This window comes from Fundidesulfovibrio butyratiphilus, from assembly GCF_054657235.1.
This window is the reverse complement of sequence record NZ_BAAHXA010000003.1, coordinates 418,799-435,719: the sequence shown is the minus strand read 5'-3', so window position 1 is coordinate 435,719 and position 16,921 is coordinate 418,799. Positions and strand designations below refer to the sequence as shown.

The following is a 16,921-nucleotide window of genomic DNA, read 5'->3' as shown; positions in this document are numbered from 1 at the left end:
CTCCTTGAATAGACGTTGATGCGGAAAAATTGTCCTGCATCCGCATCAAGGAGGAGGGTGAGCATGATCGTCGTCGACGGCCGGGAGACCGGTTTGAGCATCCAGAGCTTCGAGAATCTGGAGCAAGTGCTGGTGAAGGTGATGGAGGAAGGCGTTCTCTCCGGCCGTGTGGTCACGGACGTGTTGGTGAACGACGAACCTTTTTCCGAGATTTATCCCCATCAATCCGAAGATATCGACACCTGTGACGTGCAGAAGGTCGAGATCGTGAGCATGGCCGCCACCGAGATGGCCGTGAACATCACGCGCGAGCTCTACAAGGTCGTGACCCTCATGGACCATGGGGCGCGGCGCGTGGCCGAGCTCTTCCGCAAGGCGGACGACGAGGAGGCCCTGGAAGTCTATCAGGACCTTCTGGACGTCACGCGCGACTTCCTGGGCATGATCGGCGTGTTGCGAGGGGAGTTCAGTCTGAAAAACTCCGACGCGGTCAACGAGTCCGCCGAGGAACTCTCGCAACTCTTTTCTGAAATCCTCGAGGTCATCGAGGGTGAAGACTGGATTCTTTTGGCCGATCTTCTGGAATACGAATTCATCCCGGCCGTGGAGCGGTGGAAGAAGATCATCGCCCAGTTGCGCGAGGATATCAAGGAACTCGCCCGGGCGGCGTAAGCGACACAAGGCGGCGCCATGAAAGACGAACTTGAATTGCTCGATCAGGCCCTGGAAAGAGGCCACCGCGAGTTGGGGCTTTTGGCGAGCGGCGAGGTGGACGAGGCCAAGCGACTGGCCGGCGAGCGCAAGGCCCTGATCGACGAGGCCTGGAATATGCGCGACCCAAAGAAGATCGACGTCCTCAAGGAAAAGCTTTTGCAGTTGCAAGGCCTTCAGGGCCAGATCACGGCGGAGGCCAAGCGGCTGCACGAGGCCATCAAGCGCGACCTTCTGCGGGCCAAGCAGGAAAACCAGCGTTTGACCGGCTATCGGTCCACGCTTAGACCAAGCGGCATGCCGAGCAAGTTCATCGACCGTGTGGGGTAAATTCGCGACAAACGCAAAACCCAGGCCGGGCCGAAAGGTCCGGCCTTTTTTTGTGTCGATTCTTTGACGACCAGGGAGACGCCTCTCTGGCGGATGCGTCGGTTTTTGTGTTTTCGGGAGGCGTAACCTGGGGGATGTCTGGGGCGTCTGAAAGAAAAAGAGCTGTTTTGTCCATGGGTTGCGTGTTGGCGAAAACCAGGGGGCCGCTGCCTGAAACCTCGCGCTCCCCAACGATTGGCAAAGAACTTGCAAAGTCTGGCGAACACACATTGCAAAACGCGCCTGACCTTCGGCGCGTGCCAGGAGGGACCATGCTGTCGATTTTTTCCGGTATGGACAAGAAAGCCAAGGAGAGCAGCGAAGACCTCAAGCGTGGCCAACGCCTGCAACACGCCAAGGATATGTTCTATTCCGGCAAGTTCCAGGTGGTCACCACACCGGCCATGAAGGGCCGACGCATCAAGAAGATCCTGGGACTGGTGCACGGCCGGGGATACGACGCGGAATGCGCGCTCATGAGCCTGAACGCCGCGGCCATGGAAATCGGCGCGGACGGCATCGTGGGCTATCAGGAGAGCGTGGCCTTTCATCCCGACGGGTCGAAGTTCTTTTCCTGCTACGGCACGGCCGTCATGCTGGACAAGCCGGGGCAGACCAGACCGGCCAGGCGTTCGCTCAACCACTGACCGCGTATTTCGACCAACCCGGAACAAACCGTCGGTTTGAAAACCCGGGGACCCGACACGATCGACCGTCACGAACCGGTCCGCCTGGCATGCGTCTTGGCGGACCGTTTTCGTGGTGCTGAGGCAAGATCTTCCGCCTCTTCGCAGGCGCGCGATGTCCCCTGAGGCGGGCCTTCGTCCGGTTTGAATGAAGCGAGTGTCGCGTCCGGGACCAAAAGTGTCGTCCCCAAAAGCCTGAAACGCAATGGTCCGAGGCGGTTGCCCTTCGATTTCCTTCCGCGCCTTCCTGCCGAAATGCCGGAAAAAAACGTTGGCGCGAGGGGGGAAATAACGTAAAGCTTTGCAAGACCAAAGAGGCGACATCCGTTTGCCGGTGGCGGCCAAGACACAATGGGAGCAAGGTGAACGACAACGAAGTCATCCTGGTTGTAGACGACGAAACGCCGGTGCGAATCAGTTTGGCCGCTTATCTGGAAGATGAGGGGTTCGACGTTCGCGTGGCGGATTCGGCGGAAAAGGCGCTGGAAAGCGTCAGCGCTCATCCTCCCGATGTTGCCGTGGTGGACTTGCGTCTTCCGGGCATGGACGGTGCGTCGTTCATCCTCGAAATGGCCAAGCGCCTCCCCGGCACGCTTTTTCTCATCCACACCGGCTCGACAAAGTTCAGCCTTTCCGACGAACTCAAGGCCATCGGCATCCGCGATGAACACATTTTTTTCAAACCCGTCCTCGATATGTCGGAAATGGCGGATAAAATTCGCGATCTGCTCGATAAACGGCGTACATGATGTTTGAATATTCGGCCACCGTGCTTACCATAGACGACGAAGAGGTCATTCGCCGATCCTTCCAGGCCTACCTGGAGGACAGCGGGTTTCGCGTGCTCCAGGCGGCCAACGGCAGGCTGGGCCTGGAAGTCTACAGACGGGAAAAGCCCGACATCATCCTGGTCGACCTGCGCATGCCCGAGGTCGACGGCCTGGAAGTGCTGGCCACCGTGGTGAAAGAGACGCCCGAACTGCCCGTTATCGTGGTGTCGGGCACCGGCATGATACAGGACGCCATCGAGGCCCTGCGCCTGGGTGCCTGGGACTACGTGCTCAAGCCCGTGGAGGACCTGGGGATTCTCGAACATTCGGTGCGTCGCGCCCTGGAGCGGGCCCGCCTGATCACCGAGAACCGCCAGTACCGCGAGAATCTGGAAAATCTCATCGAAAGCCGCACCGCCCAGTTGCGCGAGCGCACTTGCGACCTGGAAGAGGCCAACACCCGCCTGCATCGCGAAATTCTCGAACGCAAGGCGGCCGAGGACAAGTACCGGGGCATCTTCGACAACGCCATCGAAGGCATTTTCCAGGTGGACACCAACGGCCGGGTGGTGAGCGCCAATCCCGCCATGGCCAGGATCCTGGGCTACGAGAGTCCCGAGAGCCTCATGGCCGACGAGCGAGGGTTTGTGGAAATCCTGTTCGGCGGGCCGAACCGGGCCGAAAAATTTTTGCGCATGCTCAAGGACCACCGGGCGTTGCAGGGATACGAATTTCAGACCCGGCGTCTGAGCGGCCAAGCCCTCTGGGGCGCGGTGAACGCGCATCTGGTGGACTCCAAGGACGACCTGGGCCTCTATTTCGAGGGAACCCTGGAAGACGTGAGCGAACACAAGCGGTTCGAAGAGCAGCTTTTGCACCAATCGCTTCACGACGCGCTCACGGGGCTGCCCAACCGGGCGCTCTTCACCGACCGTCTGGCCCAGGCCATCTCACGCTCCAGCCGCCTGGGCACGTTCTTCGCCGTGCTCTATCTCGACGTGGACCGGTTCAAGGTCATAAACGACAGCCTGAGCCACGCCCTGGGCGACCAGTTCCTGGTCAAGCTGGCCGAGCGCCTGCGCGGACTCATCCGGGACGCGGACACCCTGGCCCGTATGGGCGGCGACGAGTTCGCCATCATCACGGAACGGGTGGGCAACCTTTCCGGTGCGATCGGCGTGGCGGAACGCATTCTCGAAGAAATGCGCAAGCCGTTTCAGGTCGACGAGCGCGAAATCTACAGCACCGTCTCCATCGGCATCCTGTGCTGCTCGGGGTTCTGCGGCAACGCCGAGGAACTCTTGCGCGACGTGGATTTGACCATGTACCGGGCCAAGTCCATGGGCAAAGCCTGCTATCAGGTCTTTGACAACGACATGCACGAGCAGGCCGTGGAAATGCTCACCATGGAGACCGAATTCCGCCGCGCTCTGAGCCGGGGCGAATTCGTGCTGCACTACCAGCCCATCGTGGACGTCAACACGGGCAAGGCCACCTGCTGCGAAGCCCTGGTGCGCTGGCTGCATCCGGAGAAAGGGCTGGTTCCCCCGGCGGCGTTCATCCCCCTGGCCGAGGAGAGCGGGCTCATCGTTCCCTTGGGATGGCGGGTGCTCCAGGAAGCCTGCGCCCAGCTTGCCGTCTGGCAGAAGCGATACCGGATGCGCGAGCCGTTTTCCATGAGCGTCAACATTTCCGCCAGGCAGTTCCAACAGCTCGATCTGGTGGACAAGCTGCGCGACCTGCTTTCGACGGCATCCGTTGAGCCGGGCACCCTGGAACTGGAGCTGACCGAAAGCATCATCATGGAAAAGGGGCCCGACGCCATCGGACGGCTCGAAGAATTCAAGCGCCTGGGCGTGAAGCTCTTTGTGGACGACTTCGGCACCGGGTACTCCTCGTTGTCGTACCTGCACCGTTTTCCCATCGACATGCTCAAGATCGACCGTTCGTTCATCATGGAGATCGACGCCACGGGCGGGCATGTGGAAATCGTACGGGCTATCGCGGGGCTTGGGCGCAACCTGGGGCTGGGAGTCATCGCCGAAGGCGTGGAAACCAAGGCCCAGCTCGATGTTGTGCGGGCCCTGGGCTGTCAGCTCGCCCAGGGATATTATTTTTCCAAGCCCTTGCCCGCCGCGGAGATGGAAGCCTATCTCGAAGTGCAGACCAGCGGCGGGTGATTGGGCGGATGTATCAAAAACCGCCGGAAAAGTTTTCGAAAAAGCCCATGATGGGCTTTTTCTTTTTTTAAGAAACGCGTGGCCAGCTACGGGCAAAGCCTTCGCCTTGCGGGTGGCGACATCCGGTTTTTCGGTCTTCCGGGCTTCACCGGACACCCGTGGACCGCGAACGTCGCAAAAAAAGAAGGGCCGAATGGCCCGGCGGGGCATGATTCGAGGGGGTTCGCCGGGGGCGGGATCAAAGAATGTTTTTCCTCGTAAAGTGATTGATTCAAGTATGTTATATAAGTATCCGCAAAAAAAGTCACCCGGGAACAAAAAAAGGTGTTGACGACGGGCGGGAGCGGAGATAAACACGGCTTCCTCATGAGGCGGGCGGGTAGCTCAGTCGGGAGAGCACCGGCCTTACAAGCCGGGGGTCACAGGTTCGAGCCCTGTTCCGCCTACCATGAATCCCTTGCGCGGGAGTAGTTCAGCTGGTTAGAACGCCGGCCTGTCACGTCGGAGGTCGCGGGTTCAAGTCCCGTCTCTCGCGCCACTAAAAAAGCAGTCGTCACGGCTGTTTCCCTTTCGGGGCCAAGCGTTTGATGACGCTTGGCCCCACTTTTTTTGGTCCCTGCGGGCTCCTGGACAGCGATGCTCCAGCCGAAACAGCGACCCTTGGCCCGGCCGGTATTTCAGGAGAACAGGATGGGCGCGGGGTCACGAAGGGGCGAGCCGGCGGTGGTCCTGTCGGGGCCGGGTTCGAGAATGCTGACCACGATCGGCTTCCCCCGACAGGAAAACGTCCGCCCCTGCAATGCCTGTCCGCCCACAAGCGAGGTTCCTGTTGCGTAAGCTTTTCAAGATTCTGCTCTTTGTCGCATATCAGGCACTTTTCGTGGCTGTGCTTCTTTACGGTCTGGAAATTGCCCTCAGACATTTGGACAAGCCGAAGACGGTTGTTCTTCCAACCTATTATACGAATCTTTCCGGTGACTACGAGCCGAATATCAGCGTGCTCAATGAAATACCGTCAAACCATCCGTATGTGTTTACGACAAACTCGGAAGGGTTGCGTGGCCTTGAGGACATACAGAAGCATGCGGACAAGGGGAAGACGTTCCGCATCTTATGCCTTGGGGATTCGTTTACGATGGGGTGGGGAGTTGATGATGAGTGGACCTACCCGGAGCTTCTGAAGAGAGACCTGTCGAAAAAGTATCCCGATATACGCTTTGAAGTCATCAACTCCGGGATGCTGTTTACAAACATACTCGACCAGTACGACTATTACAAGGACAAGGGAGAAAAGCTGCGTCCGGATTTGATAATAGTGCAGTACTGTTATAACGACGTGGATACGGATTTTATTCGCGACGCCCTGACGCGTCAGGCCGGAAAACTGGAATATGGCAAGCCGTACAAGCGTTCCTGGCTGGATTCCGTAGTAAAACGCATTAAACAGACTGCCATATATAACTTTTCTATCTATGTGAATTCCCGGTTGATGGCGAGCAGGATGCGTGGGACGAAGTCCATCTCCGTGGGCGTGTCCAAGTCGACGCTCGCCAAGATACCGAAAGACACTATCAACATGCATCTTTTGAAGCCGACCCCAGAGGAAGAGCGTTTCACGGGCAGCAAGGATTGGTCTGTCCTCAAGGAGGAACGTATCGTCAACCTTCAGCGATTCTGGGATACGTATTTCAATTTCCTTGATGCGTTTCACAAGGAGGTGGAAGGGACCTCCTCTTTCCTTTTCATCGCGATGCCCAACAGCAGGGAGATGGATCACCTCTGGAACGGACAGTCCTGCTATTTCTCCGAGCGTTGCCGAGCGGCAGACATTTCGTATGTCGACTTCACGCACTTTGCCAGGCGGGCGACCAATGCGGACATCGAGGATCTCTTCCTTCGCGCGGACGGGCATCTCTCCAGGGAAGGAAACGCGCTTGTGGCGAAGCAGCTTGCCGAACAACTGGAGATACGCCGGCAGGACGGCGTGTTGCGCCTGGAATGCAAGCCGTCGGGCTTCGGCAGGGTGTGCGATCGTGTGGAAAGCTTCTCCTTTGCCCCCGAGGGCGACACGCTTCGCCTGACCCCGCCCCTGGCCGGGACCTCCCTGTGCGAAAGCGCTAGCGCGACGTCGACCGGCATGGGACTGGGCGACGACGACATGTTCTTTGAAACCAAGGCCGGCAACGGGGTGATCGATCTCGCGTTTCGCTTCAAGCAACCTTATGCCAACCTGGATCTCTTGGCCTTCCGCCGAACCTTTCATAACGGCGACTCGTCCGTCATCTGCCAAGTCTCCGGGGACGGCGAGCACTACCAGACCCGGTGGGAGTACCGGAGCGGGAACGACAACCTCTGGGACGGCAAGGAACTCGCCAAGGTCCTTGAGTTGCAAGGCGACGGCAAGGCTCGGGAGGTCTTTGTCCGATTGCTGTTCCACGGGCGGTCCGGGCTGGTGTTCGACAAGAAGTCCACCGCGGAGCGGTATCGCGGATTGTTGGTCAAGGCTTCGTTCACGCGGAGGTGACCGCCCGGGCCTGACAGCCTGTTGAAAACTCCTTGCCGGCTGCGTTGCTGCGAAAAACAAGCAACCCCTCAACGGATGCCAACTCCGCTTCGGGCTTGACTTTTTCTCGCGCCTTGCCAGCACGTTTTTTGAACAGGCTGCAAGAATCGACTGTTTCAACGGGCTGCTGAAGGCTTGGCGTCGTCGGCTTTGACGCGTCGCCGGCTTTGCCGTAAGCCCTTTGCCCCATGAGCACGCTTTTGACCCTGCGCGACATTTCGAAATCCTTTGGCGCGCGCACCTTGTTCCTCGGCATTTCCATGAGCATCCACCAGGGCGAACGCATCGGTCTGGTGGGGGCCAACGGCTCGGGCAAATCGACCCTGCTCAAGATCATGATCGGCCAGGAAGAGCCCGACCAGGGCGAACGCACCGTGCGCAAAGGCGTCCGGCTGGCCCATTTGCCCCAGAAGGACGACTTCGCCGCGTTGGCCACGGTCTGGGACGTGGCCGCGCACACGCTGGCCCCTTTGGGGTTGGCCGCTGAAGACCTGCATGCGCGAGCCAACGTCATTCTGGGACGTGTGGGCTTTACGGACCACTCCCAGGCCGTGGCCGACCTTTCCGGCGGATGGCGCAAGCGTCTGGCCCTGGCCAGGGCGCTTCTGCTGCAGCCTGACTTGCTCCTGCTCGACGAGCCCACCAACCATCTGGATTTGGAATCCATCCTCTGGCTGGAGGATTTCCTGGCCGGGTCGCGTTTGTCCTACATGGTCATCAGCCATGACCGCTCGTTTCTCGAAAACGTGACCACCCGCACCATCGATCTCTCCCGGGCCTATCCCGAGGGCTATTTGAGCGTGGATGGCCCGTACAGCGTATTTCTGGAAAAACGCGAGGATTTCCTCGTCGCCCAGGCCGGACAGGAAAAGGCCCTGGCTTCGCGCGTGCGTTTCGAGATCGCGTGGCTGCGGCGCGGCTGCAAGGCCCGCACCACCAAGGCCAAGGCCCGCAAGGACGAAGCCTCGCGCCTCATGCGCGAACTCGACGAGACCCGCGACAGAAACGCCCGCGCCGCCCGGGCCGGGGTGGACTTTTCCTCGTCTGGGCGTCAAACCAAGCGTCTGCTGGTGGCCGAGGGCGTGGCCAAGACCCTGGGAGGACGAACGCTCTTTTCCGGCCTCGACCTGGTGCTTTCTCCCGGCGTGCGCCTGGGACTGGCCGGACGAAACGGCAGCGGCAAGTCCACGCTCCTCAAGGTGCTTGCCGGCGAGTTGCCTCCTGACGCCGGGGCCGTGCGCCGCGCCCCTGGCCTGGAAGTGGCCGTTTTCGGGCAGGAGCGCGAACAGCTCGACCCCGACGCCCCCCTGCGCCGGGCCTTTGCACCGCACGGGGACTCGGTGTTCTACCGGGGCGGCATGGTGCATGTGGCCACCTGGGCCAAGCGATTCCTTTTCCGCGTCGAACAGCTCGACCTGCCCGTCGGCTTGCTCTCCGGCGGAGAACAGGCCAGGGTGCTTATCGCCAGGCTCATGCTGCGCCCGGCCGACGTGCTGCTGCTCGACGAACCCACCAACGATCTGGACATCCCCACCCTCGAAGTGCTCGAAGAAAGCCTGACCGACTTTCCCGGCGCCGTGGTGCTCGTCACCCACGATCGTTACCTGTTGGATTCCGTGTCCACCATGCTCCTGGGACTGGACGGACAAGGCGGGGCGAATATCTACGGCGATTTCACCCAGTGGCGACAGGCCATGGAAGACGCCGAGCAACCCGCCCCGGCCAAGCCCGCCGTTCCCCAGGCCCCGCGTGGTCCGGCCCGCCCCAAAAGCGCAAAAAAACTCACCTACAAGGAACAGCGCGAATACGACGGCATGGAAAATGCCATCGCCCAGGCCGAAGAACGCCTCGCCGCCGCCCAGGCCGATCTGGACGACCCGACCGTGGCCTCGCACCCCGAAGAACTGGAAAAACGCCTGGCCGTACGCGACGCCGCCTCCCGGGAAGTCGATACCCTCTACGCCCGCTGGGAAGAACTGGAAGCCAAGCTTGCCGAAGCGGGGGAATGAAGGGGGAGGGGGAGAGAAGATCGGGGGAGGAACCTTTTGTGAACAAAAGGTTCCTCCCCCGAACCCCCTCCTCCAAAAAACTTTTATTTGGGTACTGTCGTGGCCCGTTCGGTTGGTCGGGGGGGCCCGGCGTGTTTGGATTTGATGTCGATCAACGGGCTTTTTGTCTGTCGGGCCATGGCGAAGCAGTGCACGGGCGACCCCGGGCACGAATTTCGTCCATTCCTGGAGAATGTTAAAGTTTTTTGGTGAGGGGAGGGGTCTGGGGAGGGGAGCCCCTTTTTTTCAAAAAAGGGGCTCCCACCGGGGGGGCATTCATTTTGGCACTGGTTGCGAATTATGGAAATAGTCCGTGAGCCCGCGCCAACAAAGGCTTTGCGGCCTTTCTCCTGGCGCGTTTAGATTTGGCACTGAATGACAAAAAATGACAGGAAAATGCTCAAATTATGCATGAGAAATGGCACTGAAATGCGAGGATAATGCGCAAGAACGCTCGGGGCTATTTCAGTTCGCGGCCAATCCAAACGGCCCGGCCGACTATGCGGATGCCATCTTTCAAGTCTCCACGCGCGTCTACTTCTAACGCCGGATACGCCTTGTTGTAGCTGCTGAGAATCAGTTTACCTGGTTCGGCGTTAACTTCCTTGATATAAACCATGTCTTCAACACCAACGGCGTACAATTTACCGGGCGTGGGCGTTTGTTGTGCTTGGTCGATAAGCACCACGTCACCGTCTTTAATCTCCGGTTCCATGCTGTCGCCGGAGACGCGCATCAAGGCCATCTTTGATGGAAATCCTTTGCGACGAAGGAAATCAAGACGAAACGCATAATAACGTTCTGTATCTCCACCCGTCTGAAAGCTTCCTGTACCTGCCGAAAGCCTTGCCTCAACCATAGGCACCATTATCAGTTCGCTTGTATCACATTTAATTATGCGCTCAGCATTTGGCGTGGGTTTGGTTACTTTTATTTCCACTACCCTCTTGCCTGCTTGCAGCATGCCAGCGCGGGCCGGTTCGACGGTTGTGCGCTCCGGGTCGTAGATCGCTCCTTCTCCATACAGCAGCCAATCCGCAGAAACTCCAAACTTGTTGCTTATCAATACAATCCAGTCTGACGGCACCCGGCCCTTCTTTTTTGCCTTGGCAACGGCCGCTTGGCTTATCCCTAAAGCAATTCCAAGGGCGGTGTCGGTGCTAGCATCGCAAGCCAGTTTGAGGCGGGCAAACCTACTTTCTTCAATTGCATGTTCATCTTCGAAACTTCCACCTTTGGCGCAAGCATCGTCCTGGGGAGTGTCATCTCTTATTTCGTCCATATTTACAGGCGCTTATCCGCTGGTTATGAAAGTAGGCCCCTGGAAATAACCTGAAATCATAAAATACACTTGACCGTCATAACCGACGGTTATAGACAGGGGTTGTTAGCGGTAGACGTCAAAGCATTTCTGTCCATGTCTACCCGCCCACAAGTCCAGGGTCAACGTCCAGCGACCATTCCCGTTTGGACGCTGAACTAAACAACAGGTGGATCATGCGGCAACTATCCCTCTTCGAAAACGACGCCAATGCCCTGGCGGGCGTTGTTTCGGCTGTCCGCGCGGCGATGAACACCGCCGCAGGGGCGAGTGAAGAAGGCCGCAAGTTGCTGGTGGACCATCTGAATGCCGTGGCGAGAAACGCCAACGTGCGACTGACTTCTGGAAATACCAAGTCAATCAGCAAGGATACCCTGGACAAGTGGTTGTCGCCATCTGACCGCGACCATCCGCCATCAATTATGGCTGTGTTGGCCTTCTGTATGGCGACGAGGGACCAAGGCGCGTTGCGGGCGATGCTTCGTCCGCTCGGCCTGGATGTAATGACGCCTGAAGATAGGCGGCTACGGGACTACGGTCGAGCCTGCATAGAAAGCAAGGCGAAAGCCAAAGCCAAGCGCCGCCTGGAAGAGGAAATTTTGGAGGGATTGAAATGAGAGTGCGGGCTGGGAAAAACCGCAAGCCATGGCGCATCCGTGAATGGCTTGAGGAGAGAGGGTTAAGCCTGTCGGACGTGGGACAGGAAATAGGGGTCAGCAGGCAGTTGATGAGCGATACCGCCCGTGGGGTGCGCAACAATCAGAAGGCGCTGACCAAGCTGCGGGACATGGGATGCCCTGACAAATACCTTGATCTACCGGAGAACTTGAAGAAGCGGGAGGTGATGTAATGAATGCCAAGTTCCTCTTCGAACGTTTGCAATGTGTAATAGACAGCATTTTTGATTATCAAGGCTATGATTGTATAAGGCGTTGCGAAACGAAGCGTATTGACGGTGAATTTATTCGCCGCAGGGCTGAAGGGGCATTGCAACGTTCGGTTGACGGAAGAGTTGTGGTGGGCGTGACGCTCCAGGATGGCTTCGGCTTCGCTTTCCCGACGTGCCTAGGCTCGCCCTATGAGGAATTTACTTACCTGGCGTGCGAAGGGCAGGACCTTTACCTGGCGGACTACTCTCTCCCTGATGTCAATGGGCATGTCAAGTTCACCAGCCGACTGATTCCATTGGCCAAGGTCGCCCACATCAACTTTGCCTGGGGTGAAGCGGTGCAAGCGCGGGCGGCTGCGTAATGAACGCGCGGGACGCATATGCGACGAAAGAACTTGCCGAGCTTTGGGGGATCAGCCGGCAGGCTCTAGGTTCCCGAGCCAAGCGCGAATCTTGGCAGGCCCGCAAGCGCCAGGGGCGCGGCGGCGGCAACGAGTGGCTGCTGGCTTCCATGCCCGCCGCCACCCGTGACGCTATCGCGGCCGCGTTCCTGAGCCAGGATGCGCCCGCCATCACCTCTTCCGCGCCGGCAATCCCCGCCGCCGCCTCTCTTCCCGGTCTCACCGCGCGCCAGCGCAAAACTGCCCTGGCCCGGCTGGTCTTCGTGCGCGAGATTGAGCGCGCCACCGCGCTGGTGGGCAAGGAGAAGGCCATCCGTAGCCTGCTCAAGGCGTTGGCGGACGGTTCCCTGGCCCCTGGACTGGCTGAACTTGTCCACGTGGCCAACGACCGCTTCGGTTCGGGCGCGCACCGGGGGCTTTCGCGTCGTAGGCTTTACGACTGGTGCGCCAAGTTCACCGAAGGCGGTGAGATGGCGCTCGCTCCTCGCCATCGGTGTCCTGACATGCGCGTTCCCGAATGGGCTCCGGCGTTTCTGGCCCACTATCAGCGGCCCCAGAAGCCCGCTCTGACCAGGGCGTACGAAGATTTCGCCGCCGAGTGGACCGGAAAAGCGCCGACTATCGACGCTGTGCGCTACTGGCTCAAAAAGATGGCCATGCCGAGCCGCGAGGCCGGCCGGCGCACAGGCAACGCCCTGCTCAAGCTGCGGCTGCACAAGCACCGCAAGACGGACGAGCTTTGGCCCGGCGACATCTACACGGCCGACGGCACCACCTTCGACGCGGAATTTCAGCACCCTCTGCACGGCCAGCCCTTCAAACCCGAGGCGACGGCGGTCATTGACGTGGCCACACGTCGGTGCGTGGGTCTTTCGTTGGGTGAAAACGAAAACGCCCTCGTGGTGCTGGACGCCTTGCGCATGGCCTGCCTGTTCGGCGGCATCCCCTGCTATTTCTACACGGACAACGGGCCTGGGTATAAAAACGATCTGATTTCCGGCGAGGGCCTGGGCATGATGGCCCGCCTGGATATCGAGATGATCAATTCCATTCCCAATCGTCCGCAGGGCAAGGGGCTCATGGAACGCGCCGTACAGACTTTGTTCATGTCCGCCGCCAAACGGTTTGTGACGTGCTCGCACGCCGATATGGACCGTGATGCAGCGAAGAAAATCTACAAGCTCAACAGGAAGGATGTAGATGCCCAAGGGAAGTCCAAATTTCTGCCCACCTTTGACGAACTCAAGCAAGTCATTGTTCAAGAGGTGGAGCGATACAACGCCAGGCCGCATAGGGCGCTTCCCAAAGTTGTGGACGCTGCTACCGGAAAACGCCGCCATTTGAGCCCTGACGAATATTGGAACAGCTTCATCACGCGCGGTTTCGCGCCTCTTCTCGTGCCGGACGCCTACAAGGGAGAGCTTTTCATGCCCGGTAGGCTGCGGAGCGTGTCCAACGGATGGGTGCAACTCCACAATAACCAGTATTTCGCCAAAGAGCTTGAAGACTTTCACGGCGAGAAAGTGGAAGTTCGCTACGACATTTGGGACGCCTCGCATGTGTATTGCTGGACAATCAAGGGCGAGAAGATTTGCATGGCCAAGCTTGACGACAACGCCATGGACTATCTGCCCATGTCACAAGTCGAAGCCGGTCGCGAGCGCCGGGACAAGGGTATGGTGGCCCGCCAGGTGAAAAAGATCGAACGCATCGTCCCAGGAGCCACCGTGCAGGTTCCCGAATCGCCGCCCACCTACACCCTTCTTGCCGATTCCATCACGCGACAGATTCCAGAACCGATAACGATAGATTGCCAAAACGCAGAAGTTGAAAGTGCATGCGATGACAACAATGGATGCAAAATTATCACAAGCTTAAAACGTCCGATCTTTCAAAGCGAAAGAGAGCGCTATATCTGGCTCGTAGCAAATCATGACCGTTGGATCGAAAAAGATCATGACTGGATTCAAAAGTACATTTCAGGCGAGGAATACAAAGACCTTCAGCCCTATTACGCTGCTCGTGGTCTCGCATGGTCCGGCATTTCGGCCTGCGGTTAGAGAACATGTGCGGCAAGGAGGCAAGACGATGCGCAAGCGGTTCGTAAAAACGGAGAATTACGCAAAGTTTATCCAGGCGATACAGGCCGTGGAGCGTCGAGGCGCGTCCGAAGCCGGGATGATGCTGGTGTACGGGCTCCCCGGTTCCGGGAAAAGCCAGGTGGTCAAGCATTGGGCTTCCGAGGCGAACGCCCTGTATTTGCGCGCCAAGGTCGATTGGACGCCACGCTATTTCCTCACGGAACTGGCCAAGGCCTTGGGCATGGACCCTGACGGCGCTTCCTGCTCCCTGTTTTCCAATCTGCTGGACCGTTTGTCCGGGAGCGGGGTTCCCCTGGTCATCGACGAAGCCGAGTTCACTTTGCACTACAAGGCCGCCGTGCTGGAGAAGGTCCGCGACTTTTCCGACCACGCGAAAACCATGGTGGTGCTGGTGGGCATGGACAGCATTCGCAAGAAAATCGCCAGACACCAACAGATTTTCAGCCGCATCGCGCAAGTGGTGGAGTTCCGGCCCGCCACGCTGGCGGACGTGCGCCAGGCCTGCGAAGAGCTTGCCGACATCGGCATGTCGGAAGGCCTCATGTCGGAAGTGCACCGCATTTCCGGGGGACGAATGCGCGAAGCCCTCAACGTGATTGCCGCCATTGAACGCGTGGCAGCGCTCAACGGCCTGGATCGCGTGGAAGTGGCGGACCTGGAAGGAGCGGCCTTGTCATATGACTGGCGAAGCTGCTCGCCGAAGGCTGTCCAGCCGCCAAAGGCCCCGCCCCGTCCGGTGCGCGCGGTCCGCGCGGTGGTGGGAGTGCGCTGAATGAACCGGCGCGGTCTGTATCATACGCCAACGAGATTTGAAACAAGCCCCGTCTGGACACTCCGGGGCGGTCAACCACAGGGGGGGGGCATTGGAAGAAACGTGCAGAAACAATCCGGCTTTGGATCATGTCAACACAATATCCGAATCGGTCGCGGTGCTACAGCTCCTTGAAGAACTGATGGTTGTTGCCGGGGCATATTCTCCCCAGGCTTCCATTGGAATGGAGGTCGTTATCCGAGGGGTCAAAGAAAAGCTTTCGAACTCCAGGGACGCGCTTCAAAGTATACACGGCACTAATGGAACAACGGAAGCCCGCGCTACAATGGCGTCTGGCGTTCAGGCGTAGGGAGGGAAAATGTTGGACAGGATGAAAGCCAAGGCAAAATCCACAAGGGATCATCTCGACGCCATTTTCAACGCCCGCAATGTGCTGTCCTTCGTCGGGGAGGCCATTGGCAAGAGCAGTGATGAGTTCTCCGAGAGCGCCAACGTGGGCGTGTTCCTCATCATGGAGCATCTGTGCGATGACCTCGAAGACGCCGCGACAGCTCTGACGGCGGCACTCCAGAGGGACCCCAGCGGCCTGGAGCACCTTGGCGTCACGCCGGGGTGCGCTACCGGTGTCGAGGGGCGGGTGTCTAATTAGGCGGTAGGAGACGCCGGGAACTGGCCGGACGGCCCTTGACCCGCGAACAAGCCGCTTCTTTCAACCTGAACAAATCTAACGGCCCGCTAACGCCATGCCAGGGCAGGCGAAGGGCGGCCAAACACGAAGATCGACATGGAGGACTCATGAAGCCTGACAAGAAGCTGGAAGCCTGCACGCCTGAAGCGCTCCAGAAGGCCCTTGGCGACAAAGAGCGGCATAAGAGGACAATCGAGACCGCGAGGTTAGGTTGGGTCGGGCGTCAAGCGGCCCTGGAGTCCGCCCGCGAAAGGCTGGCCGCGCTGGGAGCCAAGGAAGAGGAAGTGGCGGCCCTGCGCCTTGAACGGCAGGAAGCCCTTGCCAAGGGCCAAGACCACGCGAAGATCACGGCCAGGATCGAACAGAGCGAGCGGGACTTGCGCGAGATGGCCAAGGAAAAGAGCCTGCTGGAAGACCAGGAGGCGGCGTATCGGAAGGCGGTTGAGGGCTGCGAAGCCTACCTGGCGGCCCTTGCGTCCGATTTGGAGGAGCACGAACGGGAAATCGTTCGGATCAAGGCCGGGGTGTTGGCCAACACCTACAACGAAGCCGCGCGAACCCTGGCGGAAACCGTGCGGGAGATGCGCCACCTGTGCTTCAATAACGGAAGCTACGCCTTCTCCGAAGCCCCCAGGCCTCACGGGGGATATTGGGGCGAAGGCTCCCTGTCCAGGATTCCCAAGCTCCGCATGGACTGGGAGGGCGTTCCCGTGGAAGAGGCCTATTTCCTGCGTTTCTAGTTCAAGCGAAACCGCCCTTTGGGCGGTCGGTCTGGCGTGCGGCCAGGCCCTGACGAGCAGCCGAACAAACACAGGGGGCGTACATGGCGGTCATACTGGAAATGCCCAAGGCTCTTGGAGAAATGAAGGCCCGGCGCATGCGCCGAAACGAGCGCTCCGGCCAGTCCCGCAAGGCGTGCGAGGACCGCCAGGCCGAAGAGGCCCGCCGCGCCCTTCTGGCCAAGGTTCACATAGCCCGCAAGCAACTCGGGCTGACCGAAGGGGAATACCGCGCCGTTCTCGACACCCGGTGCAAAGTCGCGTCTTCGGGCGAGCTGGATACCCGCAGCCTTCAAGCCCTGGTGGACTACTTCAAAACCATCGGTTGGAAGCCGGGACGCGGCCCCAACACCAGAAAGCGCCAACAGGCTCCCCATACGGTGGACCACGACGAAACCGGCCAGGGCCGGGAGCCCTACATGGGCAAGATCGAGGCTCTTCTTGCCGACTTGGGCCGCCTGGAAGGCCGTTTCATGCCATGGGCCTACGCGTCGGGCATTCTGAAACGTCAAACCGGACTTGAGAGGCTTGAATACGCCTCCCGCGACCAGCTTCAATCTGTCATTGCCGTTCTTATGAAGCGTGTCGCCACGCTGTCAAAAAAGCGGAAGACGGCTTCCGCCCGCTAGCATTCTCTTTCAT

Annotated in this window: 17 protein-coding genes, 2 tRNA genes and 1 other RNA gene; 18 read left to right on the top strand and 2 right to left on the bottom strand. The window is 59.3% G+C overall.

What is annotated here, in order from left to right:
• Positions 1 to 63 precede the first annotated feature (63 nt).
• From ACYQ01_RS18070 to ACYQ01_RS18035, 8 genes are all read left to right on the top strand, one after another.
• Complete coding sequence (locus ACYQ01_RS18070) at positions 64 to 672, top strand: DUF8043 domain-containing protein (RefSeq protein ID WP_459935212.1); 609 nt, start codon at positions 64 to 66, stop codon at positions 670 to 672.
• Positions 673 to 690: 18 nt separating this feature from the next.
• Complete coding sequence (locus ACYQ01_RS18065; protein WP_459935211.1) at positions 691 to 1,041, top strand: hypothetical protein; 351 nt, start codon at positions 691 to 693, stop codon at positions 1,039 to 1,041.
• 311 nt (positions 1,042 to 1,352) lie between these two features.
• Entirely contained in the window at positions 1,353 to 1,727 is a 375-nt protein-coding gene (locus tag ACYQ01_RS18060) for a YbjQ family protein (RefSeq protein ID WP_459935210.1), read from the top strand.
• 401 nt (positions 1,728 to 2,128) lie between these two features.
• On the top strand, positions 2,129 to 2,515 hold the full coding sequence (locus ACYQ01_RS18055) for a response regulator (protein ID WP_459935209.1): 387 nt from the start codon (positions 2,129 to 2,131) through the stop codon (positions 2,513 to 2,515).
• Positions 2,512 to 4,716: an EAL domain-containing protein gene (locus tag ACYQ01_RS18050; RefSeq protein WP_459935208.1), complete on the top strand. Its 2,205-nt coding sequence runs from the start codon at positions 2,512 to 2,514 to the stop codon at positions 4,714 to 4,716. The genes ACYQ01_RS18055 and ACYQ01_RS18050 overlap by 4 nt, the downstream gene beginning before the upstream one ends.
• A gap of 373 nt (positions 4,717 to 5,089) precedes the next feature.
• Positions 5,090 to 5,165: transfer RNA gene (locus tag ACYQ01_RS18045), tRNA-Val, on the top strand.
• A 12-nt stretch (positions 5,166 to 5,177) separates the two neighbouring features.
• A tRNA-Asp gene (locus ACYQ01_RS18040) sits at positions 5,178 to 5,254 on the top strand.
• Between the two features lie 291 nt (positions 5,255 to 5,545).
• Positions 5,546 to 7,240, top strand: a complete 1,695-nt coding sequence (locus ACYQ01_RS18035; protein ID WP_459935207.1) for an SGNH/GDSL hydrolase family protein — start codon at positions 5,546 to 5,548, stop codon at positions 7,238 to 7,240.
• On the opposite strand, the gene ACYQ01_RS18030 is transcribed toward ACYQ01_RS18035, so the two are convergent.
• Positions 7,227 to 7,496, bottom strand: a complete 270-nt coding sequence (locus ACYQ01_RS18030; protein ID WP_459935206.1) for a hypothetical protein — start codon at positions 7,494 to 7,496, stop codon at positions 7,227 to 7,229. The two genes, ACYQ01_RS18035 and ACYQ01_RS18030, sit on opposite strands and share 14 nt — an antisense overlap.
• On the opposite strand from ACYQ01_RS18030, the gene ACYQ01_RS18025 reads away from it, so the two are divergent.
• Positions 7,468 to 9,288, top strand: coding sequence for an ABC-F family ATP-binding cassette domain-containing protein (locus ACYQ01_RS18025; RefSeq protein ID WP_459935205.1), 1,821 nt, complete (start codon positions 7,468 to 7,470; stop codon positions 9,286 to 9,288). The genes ACYQ01_RS18030 and ACYQ01_RS18025 overlap by 29 nt on opposite strands.
• 499 nt (positions 9,289 to 9,787) lie before the next feature.
• Here ACYQ01_RS18025 and ACYQ01_RS18020 read toward each other — a convergent pair whose 3' ends face one another.
• Positions 9,788 to 10,609 (bottom strand): LexA family transcriptional regulator, encoded by an 822-nt coding sequence (locus ACYQ01_RS18020; protein ID WP_459935204.1) that lies wholly within the window; start codon positions 10,607 to 10,609, stop codon positions 9,788 to 9,790.
• Between the two features lie 215 nt (positions 10,610 to 10,824).
• Here ACYQ01_RS18020 and ACYQ01_RS18015 point away from each other — a divergent pair, with 215 nt between their 5' ends.
• The 9 genes from ACYQ01_RS18015 to ACYQ01_RS17975 all read left to right on the top strand — a co-directional run bounded on the left by ACYQ01_RS18015 (position 10,825) and on the right by ACYQ01_RS17975 (position 16,908).
• The gene (locus ACYQ01_RS18015) at positions 10,825 to 11,265 is read left to right on the top strand and encodes a hypothetical protein (RefSeq protein ID WP_459935203.1); all 441 of its coding nucleotides are present in this window, start codon (positions 10,825 to 10,827) and stop codon (positions 11,263 to 11,265) included.
• On the top strand, positions 11,262 to 11,498 hold the full coding sequence (locus ACYQ01_RS18010; protein WP_459935202.1) for a helix-turn-helix domain-containing protein: 237 nt from the start codon (positions 11,262 to 11,264) through the stop codon (positions 11,496 to 11,498). The genes ACYQ01_RS18015 and ACYQ01_RS18010 overlap by 4 nt, the downstream gene beginning before the upstream one ends.
• On the top strand, positions 11,498 to 11,899 hold the full coding sequence (locus tag ACYQ01_RS18005) for a hypothetical protein (protein ID WP_459935201.1): 402 nt from the start codon (positions 11,498 to 11,500) through the stop codon (positions 11,897 to 11,899). Before ACYQ01_RS18010 ends, ACYQ01_RS18005 begins: the two co-directional genes overlap by 1 nt.
• On the top strand, positions 11,899 to 13,998 hold the full coding sequence (locus ACYQ01_RS18000) for a Mu transposase C-terminal domain-containing protein (protein WP_459935200.1): 2,100 nt from the start codon (positions 11,899 to 11,901) through the stop codon (positions 13,996 to 13,998). Before ACYQ01_RS18005 ends, ACYQ01_RS18000 begins: the two co-directional genes overlap by 1 nt.
• Positions 13,999 to 14,026: 28 nt before the next feature.
• Positions 14,027 to 14,812, top strand: coding sequence for an AAA family ATPase (locus ACYQ01_RS17995; protein ID WP_459935199.1), 786 nt, complete (start codon positions 14,027 to 14,029; stop codon positions 14,810 to 14,812).
• A gap of 358 nt (positions 14,813 to 15,170) precedes the next feature.
• A complete protein-coding gene (locus ACYQ01_RS17990) occupies positions 15,171 to 15,461 on the top strand; it encodes a hypothetical protein (RefSeq protein ID WP_459935198.1) in 291 nt (96 codons plus the stop codon).
• A 146-nt stretch (positions 15,462 to 15,607) separates the two neighbouring features.
• Complete coding sequence (locus ACYQ01_RS17985; RefSeq protein WP_459935197.1) at positions 15,608 to 16,240, top strand: hypothetical protein; 633 nt, start codon at positions 15,608 to 15,610, stop codon at positions 16,238 to 16,240.
• 3 nt (positions 16,241 to 16,243) lie between these two features.
• Positions 16,244 to 16,306, top strand: an RNA gene (locus ACYQ01_RS17980) — hammerhead ribozyme type II.
• A gap of 17 nt (positions 16,307 to 16,323) precedes the next feature.
• Positions 16,324 to 16,908 (top strand): phage protein GemA/Gp16 family protein, encoded by a 585-nt coding sequence (locus ACYQ01_RS17975; RefSeq protein ID WP_459935196.1) that lies wholly within the window; start codon positions 16,324 to 16,326, stop codon positions 16,906 to 16,908.
• The last annotated feature ends 13 nt before the right edge of the window (positions 16,909 to 16,921 follow it).

Coding starts and splice junctions, on each gene's coding strand:
- ACYQ01_RS18070 (WP_459935212.1), top strand. CDS start 64: ATGATCGTCGTCGACGGCCGGGAGACCGGTTTGAGCATCCAGAGCTTC.
- ACYQ01_RS18065 (WP_459935211.1), top strand. CDS start 691: ATGAAAGACGAACTTGAATTGCTCGATCAGGCCCTGGAAAGAGGCCAC.
- ACYQ01_RS18060 (WP_459935210.1), top strand. CDS start 1,353: ATGCTGTCGATTTTTTCCGGTATGGACAAGAAAGCCAAGGAGAGCAGC.
- ACYQ01_RS18050 (WP_459935208.1), top strand. CDS start 2,512: ATGATGTTTGAATATTCGGCCACCGTGCTTACCATAGACGACGAAGAG.
- ACYQ01_RS18025 (WP_459935205.1), top strand. CDS start 7,468: ATGAGCACGCTTTTGACCCTGCGCGACATTTCGAAATCCTTTGGCGCG.
- ACYQ01_RS18030 (WP_459935206.1), bottom strand. CDS start 7,496: ATGTCGCGCAGGGTCAAAAGCGTGCTCATGGGGCAAAGGGCTTACGGC.
- ACYQ01_RS18020 (WP_459935204.1), bottom strand. CDS start 10,609: ATGGACGAAATAAGAGATGACACTCCCCAGGACGATGCTTGCGCCAAA.
- ACYQ01_RS18015 (WP_459935203.1), top strand. CDS start 10,825: ATGCGGCAACTATCCCTCTTCGAAAACGACGCCAATGCCCTGGCGGGC.
- ACYQ01_RS18010 (WP_459935202.1), top strand. CDS start 11,262: ATGAGAGTGCGGGCTGGGAAAAACCGCAAGCCATGGCGCATCCGTGAA.
- ACYQ01_RS18005 (WP_459935201.1), top strand. CDS start 11,498: ATGAATGCCAAGTTCCTCTTCGAACGTTTGCAATGTGTAATAGACAGC.
- ACYQ01_RS18000 (WP_459935200.1), top strand. CDS start 11,899: ATGAACGCGCGGGACGCATATGCGACGAAAGAACTTGCCGAGCTTTGG.
- ACYQ01_RS17995 (WP_459935199.1), top strand. CDS start 14,027: ATGCGCAAGCGGTTCGTAAAAACGGAGAATTACGCAAAGTTTATCCAG.
- ACYQ01_RS17990 (WP_459935198.1), top strand. CDS start 15,171: ATGTTGGACAGGATGAAAGCCAAGGCAAAATCCACAAGGGATCATCTC.
- ACYQ01_RS17985 (WP_459935197.1), top strand. CDS start 15,608: ATGAAGCCTGACAAGAAGCTGGAAGCCTGCACGCCTGAAGCGCTCCAG.
- ACYQ01_RS17975 (WP_459935196.1), top strand. CDS start 16,324: ATGGCGGTCATACTGGAAATGCCCAAGGCTCTTGGAGAAATGAAGGCC.